Genomic DNA, 13905 nt, shown 5'->3' on the forward strand with positions numbered 1-13905 from the left:
ACATTAAGGTATTATTTTTGCAAAAATAAATTTAAGATATGTCTTTAAATAGCATTTTTCAATACTTCGTTCCAAAGGATAAAAAATTCTTCCCTTTGTTTGAACAAGCCGGCAACAACTTGATCGAGATGTCAAAGTTGTTAAAAGATATTGTTAACTCAAGCAACCCTGAAAAGAAAAAGGAATTAACACGCAAAGTGGAAGATTTGGAACATAGAGGCGACAACATCACGCATCAAATTCATTTGGAGCTGGGAAAGAACTTTATCACTCCTTTTGACCGCGAAGATATACACTCTTTGGCAAGCTCATTGGACGATGTCGCAGATTTTATCCATGGTGCCGCCAATAGAATGGACCTTTACAAGGTTGAAAAGGCCACGGAGCCAATGATTGAAATTGCTGACTTACTAGTCGAAGCTACAGAACATGTATCAAAAGCTATTCATGAGCTTAGAGATTTGAAAAATATCCGCAATATTACGGATTCATGTGTTCGCATCAATAGCGTAGAAAACAAAGCGGATTATATTTTCGATAAAGCTGTAGCTGACCTTTTTGAATTTGAAAAAGATGCAATTTCATTAATTAAACACAAGGAAGTGTTATCTGCAATGGAAGATGCAACCGATAAATGTGAGGATGTTGCTAACGTATTAGAAAGCATTCTGGTTAAAAACGCATAATCATTCGATTTAAGTGCACAAAAATTCTACGAGATTATGATGTCAACATTACTCGTTGTTGTAATTGTCCTTGCGATTGCTTTTGACTACATCAATGGATTCCATGATGCAGCCAATTCTATTGCGACAGTTGTATCAACAAAAGTTTTAACGCCAGCAATGGCCGTTTTATGGGCTGCGATATTCAACTTTGCAGCTTACTTCTACTTTACAGATCATAAAGTAGCCAATACCATTGCAAAAACAGTATTGGAAGAATACATTACATTAGAAGTTATTTTCGCAGGGTTACTTGCAGCAATCGGTTGGAACTTATTTACCTGGTACTATGGCGTACCATCCAGTTCATCCCATACACTTATTGGAGGTTTTGCAGGATCGGGTATGGCATACGCTTTTATTCTTGGCGCAGATCCTATCCACGCCATCAATATTGATGCAACCTTAAAGATTATTGCATTTATCGTACTGGCCCCTATTATAGGTATGACGATATCGGTTATCATCACATTGATTGTAATCAACCTGGCAAAAAACTCCCGTCCAAGCGTTGCCGAAAAATGGTTCAAGATATTGCAACTTGTTTCTTCTGCTGCTTTGAGCTTTGCACATGGAGGTAATGATGCACAGAAAGTCATGGGAATTATCCTTGTAGCGATGGTTGCTGGTGGCTATGTCCCAACGACTGAACACATGCCAGAGTGGATTCCATTAACTTGTTACGCAGCAATCGCTGCCGGAACAATGAGCGGTGGATGGAAAATTGTTAAAACGATGGGAACCAAGATCACAAAAGTAACACCCTTGGAAGGTGTTTGTGCTGAATCTGCAGGAGCTGTCACTTTGGGTATCACAGAACATTTTGGGATACCAGCCTCAACAACGCATACCATTACAGGTGCAATCATCGGTGTCGGTGTTGTCAAACGTGTTTCCGCAGTGCGTTGGGGGGTAACAATCAGCTTGTTATGGGCTTGGATATTAACCATTCCAGTTTCAGCTTTGTTGGGTGCGTTGTCTTTATTGGTCGTACATTATTTGCTTTAGAAAAAAAATACTTAATTTTTTTCTTAAACCTATTGAAACAAAACAAAAATTTGGTACTTTCGTACCGGATTTTTGTTTTGTTGTTTCACATTAAATACTTAATTTAGTACAAAATATAGCAAAAACAAAATTTTAACATAACTTTAAGACTTTGGCACGGCAATTGTACTATTCCTTGTGTTAATACAATAATTAAATTTGAAAACAATTAAAATTAATAATAACCTTAAAAACAAGAGTATGAACTATTCTACAATTAAAAAAACAGCTGTTGCTGCTACATTAGTTGCCGCTTTAGGTTTCGCTGGTACAGCACAAGCTCAACAAGTATTCGGTGGTAGATCACAATACAGAACTTGGTCTATCGGAGTTCAAGGTGGTATCACTACACCGAACAACGTAATCGGTGGTGGTAACGCTTTTGGTCAAAAAGTAGGTTACTTCCAAAATAAAGTAGGTGAGTACTATGGTTTGACAGTGCGTAAACAATTCTCTCACTTATTTGGTTTAGAAGTTGAAGCTAACCGTGGTAAGATCAAAACGTACAACCATGATCTTTCTGGTCCTGCTATCGAGAACTCAAGAGGCGCTCGTTCAGTTGAAACTAGTGTAAACTGGGCAGCTAGCTTAAACGGTGTATTCCAATTGGGTACAATCGATTTCTTGAGAAGAGAAAATGCAGTTAACTTCTACGCTAAAGTAGGTTTGGGAGCTATGGCTTACAACCCTGTTCAATATTCAAACAATGATTTCTCAGGAACAGTTGTTTATGATAATTCAGGTAAATGGGGCGAAGGCATCATTGGTGACCGTGATAAAAAAGGTGACCGCGACAACAAATTAACAGCATTCGTTCCTGTAGGTGTTGGCGCTAAATTCAAATTATCTGAAGTAGTAGCATTGAACTTAGGTTATACAATGAACTTTGCTGATGATCAAATCTACGGCCCAGCTCGTCAATCATCTTACAAAGGTAAATTCTCTTCAGTTATGGCTGGTTTAGAATTCACTTTAGGTTCGAAAGACAAACAAAACTTGACTTTTGCTAACCCAGTTGCTACATTGTATGATGAGTTGAAAGATCCTTCATTGAGAAACGAAGTTGAAGCATTGAAACAACGTGTAAGCACTTTAGAAGGTACTGTTAACACATTAAGCGCTGACGCTGATGGTGATGGTGTATCTGATAAATTTGACAAATGTCCTGGTACTCCAGCTGGTACTCCAGTAGATGGTTCAGGATGTCCAATCAAATTCCCAGAGCCAGTTGTTAACAACGTTACTTCTAACGGTTACTACGCTCCAATTCAATTCGAATTTGATAGCTCAGTATTGAAAACTTCATCTTACTCTACGTTAGACAAATTGGCTAAAGAATTACGTGATAACAATTCATCTGTACAATTAGATGGTTATGCATCTGCTGAAGGTTCTGAAGCTTATAACGTGACTTTATCTAAAGACCGTGCGAACTCTGTAAAACAATATTTAGTAAACGCTGGTGTTTCTTCATCAAGCATCACTGCTAACGGTTACGGAGAGAAAAACCCAGTTGCATCTAATGCTACTGAAGAAGGTCGTGTTCAAAACCGTCGTGTTGAGATCAAAAAATAATCGTATATAACTTATACCATTATATTAGAAGCCGGCTTTAAAGCCGGCTTTTTTATTTTACCCGTATTTATCCTTAACTTTGTGGAGGATATCCGATTTGTGGAAAATTAGTTCGAACAAATTAGATAAGAAATTAGTATTTTGAATTAAAGAACAGAATACTGGTTTTAAACTTTTGAGAATGGAAGAGGATTTTGAATTTGAAAACCCCGAAGAAAGAAAAATCTCGGTGGACAGATATGAGGAAATGCTTCGAAACGAGGATCAGTATTTTTTTGACTCCAAGGCTTTTGAAGGAATTATTGATTACTACGCTGAAAAAAATGACCCTGTTAAGGCCCTACAGGTTACCGAATTTGCGATCAGCCAACACCCTTTTGATATTACCTTTTTATTGAAACAGGCACAACTGTTTTCAACGATTCAACAATATCAGAATGCACTTGCGGCACTTGATAAAGCGGAATTATTGGAAGCTTCAGAAGGAGACATCTTCTTAATCCGTGGTGGCATATTAGGTAGTATCGGCCAGTTTGATAATGCTTTGGAACAGCTCTTCAAAGCACTTCCGCTATTAGATAATAAAGATGAAGTCTACTTCCATATTGCGATGATCTTTCAAGCGCAAATGAATTATGACAAAGCAATAATTTATCTAAAGAAAGCACTTGAGCTCAATATGGATTACCAAGAAGCACTCTATGAATTGGCCTATTGTTATGATATATTGGATAGACAGGAAGAAAGTATCTCCTTTTATAAGAAGTACATTGATTCAGACCCATACTCCTACTATGCTTGGTATAATCTAGGAAATTCTTACCATAAAATAAGTCGGTTTGAGGAAGCTCTGGATGCTTATGACTATGCTATATTAATTAAAGAAGACTTTTCTTCAGCTTATTTCAATAAGGGGAACGCTCTTGTTAATCTAGATCGCTATCAGGAAGCATTGGACGTATACAAACAAACATTTGAATATGAGCAACCAAGTGCTGATACCTATTGTGCGATTGGCGAATGTTATGAGAAACTTGAGCAGATGGAGGAAGCCCGCAATTATTATAAAAAGGCAGTCAAATTAGATGCGGAGCTTGCTGATGCCTGGTTCGGTATTGGGGTCACCTTAGATTTCGAAGAGCGTTATTTTGAATCTCTTCATTTCTATAAAAAAGCATTGGAGCTGGAAGATACAAACCCCGATTACTGGTTTGCGATTGCCGATGCCCGATACAAACTACAACAAATAGATCTTGCAGAAGAAGCCTATAAAAAGGTAGTCGCTTTGAACCCAACAGATATAGATGCGTGGCTCGATTATTCCTCCATTCTATTTGAACAAAGTAAAATTGAAGAAGCCATTGATGTAATATCCGATGCCATCACACAAAATCCAAATGCTGCAGAGCTGTACTATCGTGTGGTTGCTTATCTATTTGCCAATGGACAATACAATGAAGCGCTGAACTTTTTAGAGCTTGGTCTGGCGACGGATCCCGATAAGCATCATATTCTTTTTGATTACCTTCCACAGCTACAAGGGAATCAGATTATTACTGAAATTGTAAAAAAATATACAAAGCCGAAAGATTAACATGTAAGAGGCTCATATCCGGTCATTGCGTAGCAATGACCGGATATTAAAATTGAAAATATATTCCTGTTCCCACAACGTACTTTTCGCAATTCAAATGAAAAAATTAGGCTTAATAGGATACCCGTTAGGGCATTCTTTTTCAAAAAAATATTATCTAGAAAAATTTCATCAAGAGGGTATTACCGATGTGGATTATGATTTATATCCACTTGCTCAAATAGCCGATTTTACAACAATTGCTTCCAATAAAGACTTTTACGGTGTCAATGTGACCATTCCCTATAAGATAGAGGTTATGGATTATTTGGATGAGCTCTCGGAAGAAGCTCATGCAATACAAGCTGTAAACTGTATTCGAATCAGCCATACATCAGATGGTATAACACATCTTAAAGGCTACAATACAGATGCCTATGGTTTTGAGGCATCGCTAAAGCCGCTATTAAATCCCCAAGCGGATAAGAAGGCTTTGATTTTAGGTAATGGGGGCGCTGCAAAAGCTGTCATTTATGCCCTGAATCAACTTGGAATAACACATACTTTAGTAAGCAGAACCAAACAGGCAGGCCAGCTCATTTATGATGAACTTGATCGTGCTATCCTAGCTGACCATACTTTGATTATCAACTGTTCACCGGTTGGTACATTTCCCAATACAGCAGAATATCCGAAAATTCCTTACGAATTCTTAACTGAGAATCACCTCTGTTATGATCTCATATACAACCCAGAGGAAACAACGTTTCTTCGAAAAAGCAAAGAAAAAGGTGCCAGAATCAAAAACGGGTATGAAATGTTGGTTCTACAAGCAGAAAAAAACTGGGAAATCTGGAATAGTTGACCTTTCAATAGTAAGAAATCAATAAAAACTGTAATTTTACCACTATGCTTACGATCAAAACATTCACTTTCAATCCCTATCAGGAGAATACTTATCTACTTTATAACGAGTCAGGAAATGCCATTATCATTGACCCAGGGATGTATGGCGAGCAAGATCAGCAAGAACTACTAGCTTTCATCGCAAACAATAAACTCAAGCCGGCACTCCTATTAAATACACACTGTCATATTGACCATGTATTGGGGAATAGTTTTGTCCATGAAAAATTTGGCTTGCTTCCGCAGTTTCACGAAGGTGAGGTACCAATTTTAGTAGCGGTTCAGAATTATGCTCCTCAAATGGGCATCCGATATGACATTTCCCCAATTGGGGAAACATTTCTAAATGAGGATGATACCATTCATTTAGATGATGATGAGCTAACGGTCATTCTTGCGCCTGGACATTCCCCTGCACATATTTGCTTGTATTCAGCTGATCAAAAATTCTTGATCGGAGGAGATGTTCTATTTCGCAATAGCATTGGCCGTACTGATCTTCCTGGGGGAAATCACCAGCAGCTTTTGGATAGCATAAAAACAAAACTTTATACCTTGCCCGACGACACGATCGTCTACCCGGGGCATGGGCCATCGACTACGATTGGCTTCGAAAAGAATTCTAATCCATTTATCCGAGGATAAAAGTCATGAACCTGCCACTTCTATTTGCAAAAAGATATCTGTTTTCTAAGAAATCAGTTAATGCCATTAATATCATCTCTTCAATTAGTGTGATTGGCGTAATGGTAAGTAGTGCCGCTTTAATCATTTTGTTATCATCATTCAATGGAATGGAACAGCTGATACTATCCATGTACAGTAAGTTTGCTCCTGAGCTGAAGATTGAACCCAAGAAAGGCAAACTTTTTGATAGCAAACAGGCTATCTTCAGCGAATTACGAAAAGATTCTAATGTGGTTCATTATACGGAGGTTCTACAAGAGAAGGTATTGTTACAATATTCAAATAGACAATTTATTGCAAATATAAAAGGTGTCGAACCTCAATCGCTAAGTAAGAAGACCGGAGACAGTATCCTCGTAGATGGTCAATACAAACTTACTCATGACTCGACTAACCTCGCAATTCTAGGGGCAAGCGTACAGGCAAATCTGGCGATTCCTATGCAGAACTCTTCGGAACAAATTCAAGTGTATTCACCGAGAAAAGGGGTAAAAAATTCCTCCAATCCTGCTGAAGAGTTCAACATCCGATCCATAACTCCTGTAGGGGTAATGCGCTATCAACAAGATTTTGACAATTTGATAATTACACCGATTTCATTTACTAAAGAGGTTCTCGGAGAATATGACCGCGTTTCATCGATCGAATTTTACCTAAAAGATGGTATAGATGTCAACTTATTTGGGCAGACATTACAAAAGAAAATAGGACCAGATTATATTGTAAAGAATAGGGAAAAACAAAACCCCACCTTATATAAAAATGTACGTGTTGAACGCTGGGTCGTCTTCTTTATCCTGACCTTAATCAGTGTGATTGCAATCTTTAATATTGTAGGTTCCTTAACCATGCTTGTACTGGACAAACAAAAGGATATGACGATCCTGAAAGGTTTGGGTGGGGCTGATAATCTAATTCAACGTATCTTCTTTTATGAAGGTCTTATGATCGCTATTATCGGTTGTGTATTAGGTCTATTGATAGGCGGCATATTCAACTATATTCAGTCAGTCTATGGAATCATTCGTGTAGAAGATGGAGCGAATACCATTATAGACAGCTACCCTATGGTAAGTAAGTGGAGTGATTACATTTTAGTATTCATAACAGTCATTGGCATCTCTGGTCTAGTTTCCTATTTCTCCGCTAAATTAAGTGTGAGAGAACTCAATAAACTGAAATCGACTGATTAATAACTTGAACTTTTTCGGCTCTGACTTCCTTTTGTAATCTGTTGGATTAAACTGCCCCATGCAAAAGGATTTAACAATGGATTAGCATAACGTTGGTTGATGACTTTATTATTCATGGTATTAAAGCTCTGCGCATTATTAATTGAACGCATTTCATTTCCGTCACGTGGTATTACAGCTGCCATTGCAGACAAGGACTCATACGACAAGGATCTTCTTACTCTAACGATGTTATCTTCAGAAACGTCTAGATTCATAAATGCAATGTTAAACTCTTCTATACTTGCCCAAGGATAGGGCGTTACCATCGGAAGTTCCGTCACTAGATTTTGCATAATGATATTTGCGGTATATTTATCTCCAGAAACCTCAGGAATAGTGACAACTAAAGGATCAAAACCGACAGAGGTAAAACGAATTGTATCGCCTACATGTGCCACAAAAGAGAAATAGCCCTCGTTATTTGCAGCAAATGCTTCATTTCGGAAAGATAAATTAGTGACAGTCGCATAACCTACAGGAAGTCCAGACCCAACCGTTGTTACGATACCGGAATATTGAATAATTTTCCTTTCCTGCGCTTGTAATGCAGCGGAACAAAAAAGTATAAATACAGCAAATAATATAGAAACCAGCAACTTCATAGAACAAATTTAAACAAAAGTAGCCGAACTAGCCGTTAAATTGTGTTAATAGAAAAACTAATTAACAGAGGGTAAAGTTGCTTCTGGGGAATCTGGATCTGTTAAATTAATAGCCTCTACTGCTGTAATTTCAGGAACAGCTTTCTTAATTGCCTGCTCTAAACCAGCTTTAAAGGTCGTAATGCTCATTGAACATGAAGCACATGCTCCCAATAATTTTAAACGCACGACATTATCCGCTGTAATCTCTTCAACACTCACATTTCCGCCATCAGTCTCCAAATATGGTCTCAAGGTATCTAATGCTTGCTCAACTTTTTCTTTTAAAGTCATACTCTTAATGCTATTCAATGATTGTAATATGTAAAGATAATCAAATATTTTAAAATGTGTATTTTTAGGCTTCGCTACCATTGGAAAAACAACAAGTATATGACAATATACCCTCTTCCGAGCTACAATCGAGTTAAAGAATGTTAATAAGAAATGTTGTTTTTGCGATCAAATAATTATTAAACTATATTGCGCAGTAAAATTTAATTGATTAGTATAACAAATTCACTTATCTTTGTAAAATGTTTTTAAATAGGCGTATAGCGGCTATCTGTGCCGGCATGATGTTTCTATTGGTATTTACTGGCTGTAAAAGTAAATTTGAGAAATTGCGAGCAAGCAATAACATCGCTCAAAAGTACGAAGAGGCCGTAAAACTTTATGAGAAAAAGAAATATACAAAGGCGTTAGTTTTGTTTGATGACTTGCGGACCAAATTCCGTGGACAAGCTGAAGCAGAAAATATTTACTATTATTTGGCATTTGCCAACTACCGTCTGAAAGATTATACATCTGCAGCATTTCACTTTAAAGATTTTGCGGATGTTTATCCAAATAGTGCAAGAGCAGAGGAATGTCGTTTTATGCATGCCTATTGTTATTATTTGGATTCTCCGAGATCGACGTTAGATCAAGCAAATACAAGAAAGGCAATTGATGCTTTACAGCTCTTTGTCAATCTCTATCCCGAATCGGAACGGTCCAAAGAAGCCGCAGATCTTATTCAGAAATTAAGAGATAAACTTGAGCTTAAAGCATTTGCTAATGCAAGACTGTATTATGACATGGGTCTTACGGATGATTATAGGGCAGCTGTCATCGCATTACAGAATGTATTAAAAGAATACCCTGATACAAAATACGCAGAAGAGATTGAGTTTTTAACCTTAAAAGCACAATACATCTATGCGTCAAAAAGTTTCTTCCTGAAACAAGAAAGCAGATTTGATGATGCCTTGGATTATTACCGTAGCTTCGCAAGTAATTTTCCGAATAGCAAACATATGAAAGAGGCAGAATCTCTTCGTGAAAATTCTGAAAAAGGGATTAAAACCGCCCTCTCTCAAGTAAAGGATTATAATAAGGCCGTTGCAGAGCAGGAAGTGTATATCAAAGAACAAAAGGCGAAAAAAGAAAAAGAAAATACCCAAAAAGATGAGTCAAAAAAATAACAATTCAGTTCCAAACTCTACAGTCACACGTGACTTGAGACAATTGGACAAAGGCACTGACAATCTCTATGAATCTATTGTAGTTATTTCTAAACGCGCGAACCAAATTGCAGTAGATATTAAAGAAGAATTGAATGGAAAACTTGCTGAATTTGCAAGCAACAACGATAACTTGGAAGAGGTATTCGAAAACCGCGAACAAATAGAGATTTCAAAACATTACGAGCGTATGCCAAAGCCTACCTTGGTTGCTATCGATGAATTTTTACACGATAAAGTGTACTACAGAAATCCTTCAAAAGAGCAGGACTAATCCTTGAACAATGGCTTTAGCTGGGAAAAATATTGTAATTGCTGTATGCGGCAGTATTGCCGCATACAAGATTGCATCCCTTATCCGCCTTTTGGTAAAAGCGGAAGCCAAAGTTAACGTAGTCATGTCAAAAGAAGCGACAGCATTTATTACCCCGCTTACGCTTTCCACACTTTCCAAAACCCCCGTTTTAATAGATTATTATCAGCCGAATACCGGGGAATGGAACAATCATGTCGAAATTGCTTTAAATGCAGATTATATTTTAGTCGCACCAGCAACGGCAAATACCTTGGCCAAAATGGCCAATGGGTTTTGCGATAACCTCTTAACAGCCGTGTATCTATCAGCAAAATGTCCAGTACTATTCGCTCCAGCAATGGATTTAGATATGTGGAAACACCCTTCAACACAGTCCAATATTAATAAGCTTAGTTCTTATGGCAATATCCTCATTCCCCCGGGAAAAGGGGAACTGGCAAGTGGTCTAGTTGGTGAGGGGCGTTTGGCGGAGCCGGAAGAAATAATGGATTTCTTAGTTAAATTTTCGGAGCGAGGACTGCCCTTAGCAGGAAAGAAAGCATTAGTATCAGCTGGCCCTACTTATGAAGCTATAGACCCAGTCCGCTTCATTGGCAATCATTCAAGTGGAAAAATGGGCTATGCCATCGCCAAAGAACTTGAAGAACTTGGCGCAGATGTCACGCTAGTATCGGGACCTACTGCCCTGAAATTACCCGAACGCGTCTATACGATTTCAGTTACCTCGGCAGCTGAGATGCTAAGCGCCTGCGAAGAATATTTTGAAGCAGCAGATATTGTTGTAATGAGCGCTGCTGTGGCAGACTACACTCCAGTTGAAGTCGCTACCCAAAAAATAAAAAAGAAAGAAAACGAATTCGCTATCGAGCTGACAAAAACCGCCGATATTCTAGCTACTTTAGGTGCCAAAAAGAAAGAAAACCAGCTACTCGTTGGGTTTGCATTGGAAACCAATAATGAACTCGAAAATGCAAAAGAAAAATTGGTTCGAAAAAACCTGGATTTTATTGTGCTCAATTCCATGCAAGATAAGGGTGCCGGCTTTGCTACGGATACCAATAAAGTCACTATAATCGATCGGTCTGGAAATACCCGTGAGTTTAGCCTAAAATCGAAAGAAGAAGTTGCTAAAGATATCTGTTCAATTATCGTGGGCCTATCCTAAGCAAATTTTATATATACTCCCCTTGGAGTACAATGTCTCCAGCTCTTATAAATTTGCAATCCTCAATTCCTTTGGATAATAGTTGTTTATTCGGTTGGTCAATACCTTCATCCAGCCCAAAGGTTTACCTTGAAAACTTGCTATGGCCCATCCTTGAATATTTTCGCCAATCGTATCCACAGCTATATTTTCCTTTCTAAGATAATTGCGGGCATCCTCAAGCGACAATTCCACCAATTGGAAGTCTTTGGTCAAATGAATGCTCAAAGCCAGCGCATGGCTTGGTATTAGCTCCTTTCTGTTAAGTTTCCCAACATTAGTTCCCGCATTCTTAAGATAAAGTACATTTTGGAGATATTTTAGATCATGTTCGTACATTTTTGGAAAAATATATACATCATCACGATGAAGAAAAGTATGAAAACTGGCACTATCCGAAATCCAATTATCTAGAATTCCTCTAGGTGCATCTGATTTTTCGGGTTTAATTCGCTTTCTATTGAACGTTCCCTGTTCGCCAATCTTCTTAAGGACAGCAATAAAAAAGCCCTCTCCACCTAATTTATGCGGGTAAAATCGATAACCGTGTGCACGATGCTTATTAGAACTTGTATGATCAATTCCCCAATGCTCTTCAATAGCTATTTCAATAGATTCGAAATCACCGCTATCCAGTAACCAATCGACAATATCTTCATTTTCTTCCGGAGAATAAGAACATGTTGAATAGAACAAATATCCGCCCTTATTTAAAGTCGCCAAGCTTTCAGCCAAAATTCGCTGTTGTCTTTCGCTACAAAGCTTAACATTAGCTTCGGACCATTCATCGATGGTATCGGTATCTTTTCTAAACATTCCAGATCCAGAACATGGGGCATCAACAACCATCAAATCGAAGTATCCTGGAAGGCGATTAAACGCTGCAGGATCATTATTTGTCGTTACTGTGTTAGCATTTCCCCATTTCATTAAGTTATCTTGCAGGACGGTAACCCTAGTTTTAATAATTTCATTTGCAACCAAGAGCGATTCCGGATGCAAACTACTGTTTAATAAAGTAGACTTTCCTCCTGGAGCGGCGCATAAGTCCAACGCCCGAACACTCCTTTCATTTAACTTCAAACTTCGAATAATATGATCTATGAACATGGAAGAAGCATCTTGTGGATAGTATGTTCCAGCATGAAATAAAGGATCTAACGTAAACACTGGACGATCCTGAAGATAATAAGCCACATGACACCAAGGAACTTGTTTTGCATTAGGAAACGGACAATCTTCTAATTTATTAGGGTTTAGGCGTATTGCTGTCGCCCGAATACCTTCTTCATGTATCTTAATAAATGCATCAGTATCAAATAATGGATTCACTCCTAACTTTTTCACTAAAGAATTTGGCAGAAAATTACTCATGTTGTCCTAATAGTTTGCGATAAAATTAAGATAAATAAAAATGAAGTCAAAATAAGTGGTAAATTACAAGAAAGAGTAACTTTGCACCATGAAAGAATTCAAGAAATATGCTATTATTCCTGCAACTCCAGAGGAGCTGTATCTTGCATTAACGACCGAAATTACCGCTCGTCTTTGGACAGGAGACCTAGTGTCCATAGACGCTACTATCAATGGAGAATTCTCCTTATGGGATGGTGCTATAACTGGCCGATTCTTGGAACTGGAACCTTCGACAAAAATTGTGCAAGAATGGTACTTCGGTGAAACAGACAACCCCTCGATTGTTACATTAAAGCTGCATGAACATAAAAAAGGGACATCCTTGGAAATTAGGCAGACAAATATACCGGATGAAGACTTTGAAAATATCTCGGATGGATGGGAAGACCCTTATATCTCCTCGTTGATCGACTTTTATACAGAAGAAGATTAAAGCAATGCAGCTATTCTTCCAGGGTATAGTGTAATAGCCAAGAACATCAGGTATTTGTATTCCATATAGACCGTTGGCAATACAGATACCTCCTTTACTGTGCCCGACTTTCCACTTTCCAATATATAATAATTGATATTTCACTATTATACAACATGTGAGTCGTTTCAATATCTCAAATAGAACGGATTATAATTTCTACATGCTCCTTTAATCCCAATCTTCATACATATAAAATATCCCACAATAGTTTCAAACACCAAACTCAAAGCTCCTGCCGATATATTCATCCTTTACAGGCAAAGGTGTAGCAATCTTACAACATAAAATCGGCAACAGCGAAAATTATGGTGTTAAAAAGTTTTCAATCCTATCTAATAGAAATACGAATGATATATCCAAAAACCGAGACTTTCTCACCTCCGTAAACCATTGGGGTAATAACTGAGACAAGACATGCTCCTAGTGATTACAAGTAGCTTGTGTAGTGACCGCCGAATATTTGATTTACAGATGCGTCACACTGCTGCGGAACAGCGCCGGTCGGGGGGTACGGCAGATATGCAATAGCTTGTACAGGGAAGTACAGGCAGGTAGCTAAACGAAAGAAGCCCTTGACTATTTCCAGCAAGGGCTTCCGTG

At 38.1% G+C, this 13905-nt stretch carries 14 protein-coding genes; 11 read left to right on the top strand and 3 right to left on the bottom strand.

From position 1 onward, the window contains the following. Positions 1–38: 38 nt before the first annotated feature. The 7 genes from B3P16_RS14595 to B3P16_RS14625 all read left to right on the top strand — a co-directional run bounded on the left by B3P16_RS14595 (position 39) and on the right by B3P16_RS14625 (position 7706). A complete protein-coding gene (locus tag B3P16_RS14595; protein ID WP_046671637.1) occupies positions 39–686 on the top strand; it encodes a DUF47 domain-containing protein in 648 nt (215 codons plus the stop codon). A gap of 36 nt (positions 687–722) precedes the next feature. Continuing rightward, positions 723–1733 (top strand): inorganic phosphate transporter, encoded by a 1011-nt coding sequence (locus B3P16_RS14600; RefSeq protein ID WP_046671636.1) that lies wholly within the window; start codon positions 723–725, stop codon positions 1731–1733. 240 nt (positions 1734–1973) lie between these two features. Then, complete coding sequence (locus B3P16_RS14605; protein WP_286771220.1) at positions 1974–3347, top strand: OmpA family protein; 1374 nt, start codon at positions 1974–1976, stop codon at positions 3345–3347. 181 nt (positions 3348–3528) lie between these two features. Further along, entirely contained in the window at positions 3529–4941 is a 1413-nt protein-coding gene (locus tag B3P16_RS14610) for a tetratricopeptide repeat protein (protein ID WP_286752840.1), read from the top strand. 97 nt (positions 4942–5038) lie between these two features. Continuing rightward, on the top strand, positions 5039–5785 hold the full coding sequence (locus tag B3P16_RS14615; protein ID WP_286771214.1) for a shikimate dehydrogenase family protein: 747 nt from the start codon (positions 5039–5041) through the stop codon (positions 5783–5785). Between the two features lie 44 nt (positions 5786–5829). Next, a complete protein-coding gene (locus tag B3P16_RS14620) occupies positions 5830–6471 on the top strand; it encodes an MBL fold metallo-hydrolase (RefSeq protein ID WP_286771213.1) in 642 nt (213 codons plus the stop codon). 5 nt (positions 6472–6476) lie between these two features. Further along, positions 6477–7706, top strand: a complete 1230-nt coding sequence (locus B3P16_RS14625) for an FtsX-like permease family protein (protein WP_286771212.1) — start codon at positions 6477–6479, stop codon at positions 7704–7706. On the opposite strand, the gene B3P16_RS14630 is transcribed toward B3P16_RS14625, so the two are convergent. Together B3P16_RS14630 and B3P16_RS14635 are read right to left on the bottom strand one after the other, a co-directional pair. After that, positions 7703–8350: a carboxypeptidase regulatory-like domain-containing protein gene (locus B3P16_RS14630; RefSeq protein ID WP_070560915.1), complete on the bottom strand. Its 648-nt coding sequence runs from the start codon at positions 8348–8350 to the stop codon at positions 7703–7705. The genes B3P16_RS14625 and B3P16_RS14630 overlap by 4 nt on opposite strands. A 57-nt stretch (positions 8351–8407) precedes the next feature. Continuing rightward, complete coding sequence (locus B3P16_RS14635; RefSeq protein ID WP_286843391.1) at positions 8408–8683, bottom strand: NifU family protein; 276 nt, start codon at positions 8681–8683, stop codon at positions 8408–8410. Positions 8684–8925: 242 nt separating this feature from the next. On the opposite strand from B3P16_RS14635, the gene B3P16_RS14640 reads away from it, so the two are divergent. Genes B3P16_RS14640 through coaBC form a run of 3 tightly spaced genes read left to right on the top strand, consistent with a single transcriptional unit; the run spans position 8926 to position 11375 of the window. Further along, positions 8926–9855 carry an outer membrane protein assembly factor BamD gene (locus tag B3P16_RS14640; protein WP_112375121.1) on the top strand — a complete coding sequence of 310 codons (930 nt, stop codon included), beginning with the start codon at positions 8926–8928 and terminating at the stop codon, positions 9853–9855. After that, entirely contained in the window at positions 9839–10168 is a 330-nt protein-coding gene (locus tag B3P16_RS14645) for a DNA-directed RNA polymerase subunit omega (RefSeq protein ID WP_046671627.1), read from the top strand. The genes B3P16_RS14640 and B3P16_RS14645 overlap by 17 nt, the downstream gene beginning before the upstream one ends. A gap of 10 nt (positions 10169–10178) precedes the next feature. Next, the gene (gene coaBC, locus B3P16_RS14650) at positions 10179–11375 is read left to right on the top strand and encodes a bifunctional phosphopantothenoylcysteine decarboxylase/phosphopantothenate--cysteine ligase CoaBC (protein WP_286771211.1); all 1197 of its coding nucleotides are present in this window, start codon (positions 10179–10181) and stop codon (positions 11373–11375) included. Between the two features lie 45 nt (positions 11376–11420). Here the strand turns inward: coaBC and B3P16_RS14655 are convergent, their stop codons facing one another. Beyond that, a complete protein-coding gene (locus B3P16_RS14655; RefSeq protein ID WP_286771210.1) occupies positions 11421–12788 on the bottom strand; it encodes a methyltransferase RsmF C-terminal domain-like protein in 1368 nt (455 codons plus the stop codon). An 88-nt stretch (positions 12789–12876) separates the two neighbouring features. Between B3P16_RS14655 and B3P16_RS14660 the strand changes: the two genes are divergently transcribed. Continuing rightward, on the top strand, positions 12877–13263 hold the full coding sequence (locus B3P16_RS14660; RefSeq protein WP_070560908.1) for an SRPBCC domain-containing protein: 387 nt from the start codon (positions 12877–12879) through the stop codon (positions 13261–13263). The last annotated feature ends 642 nt before the right edge of the window (positions 13264–13905 follow it).

The organism is Sphingobacterium sp. UBA7631 (assembly GCF_002483935.1).
Classification (GTDB): Bacteria; Bacteroidota; Bacteroidia; order Sphingobacteriales; family Sphingobacteriaceae; genus Sphingobacterium; species Sphingobacterium multivorum.

Coding starts and splice junctions, on each gene's coding strand:
- B3P16_RS14630 (WP_070560915.1), bottom strand. CDS start 8,350: ATGAAGTTGCTGGTTTCTATATTATTTGCTGTATTTATACTTTTTTGT.
- B3P16_RS14645 (WP_046671627.1), top strand. CDS start 9,839: ATGAGTCAAAAAAATAACAATTCAGTTCCAAACTCTACAGTCACACGT.
- B3P16_RS14640 (WP_112375121.1), top strand. CDS start 8,926: ATGTTTTTAAATAGGCGTATAGCGGCTATCTGTGCCGGCATGATGTTT.
- B3P16_RS14600 (WP_046671636.1), top strand. CDS start 723: ATGATGTCAACATTACTCGTTGTTGTAATTGTCCTTGCGATTGCTTTT.
- B3P16_RS14625 (WP_286771212.1), top strand. CDS start 6,477: ATGAACCTGCCACTTCTATTTGCAAAAAGATATCTGTTTTCTAAGAAA.
- B3P16_RS14610 (WP_286752840.1), top strand. CDS start 3,529: ATGGAAGAGGATTTTGAATTTGAAAACCCCGAAGAAAGAAAAATCTCG.
- B3P16_RS14595 (WP_046671637.1), top strand. CDS start 39: ATGTCTTTAAATAGCATTTTTCAATACTTCGTTCCAAAGGATAAAAAA.
- B3P16_RS14620 (WP_286771213.1), top strand. CDS start 5,830: ATGCTTACGATCAAAACATTCACTTTCAATCCCTATCAGGAGAATACT.
- B3P16_RS14605 (WP_286771220.1), top strand. CDS start 1,974: ATGAACTATTCTACAATTAAAAAAACAGCTGTTGCTGCTACATTAGTT.
- B3P16_RS14655 (WP_286771210.1), bottom strand. CDS start 12,788: ATGAGTAATTTTCTGCCAAATTCTTTAGTGAAAAAGTTAGGAGTGAAT.
- B3P16_RS14635 (WP_286843391.1), bottom strand. CDS start 8,683: ATGACTTTAAAAGAAAAAGTTGAGCAAGCATTAGATACCTTGAGACCA.
- B3P16_RS14660 (WP_070560908.1), top strand. CDS start 12,877: ATGAAAGAATTCAAGAAATATGCTATTATTCCTGCAACTCCAGAGGAG.
- B3P16_RS14615 (WP_286771214.1), top strand. CDS start 5,039: ATGAAAAAATTAGGCTTAATAGGATACCCGTTAGGGCATTCTTTTTCA.
- coaBC (WP_286771211.1), top strand. CDS start 10,179: ATGGCTTTAGCTGGGAAAAATATTGTAATTGCTGTATGCGGCAGTATT.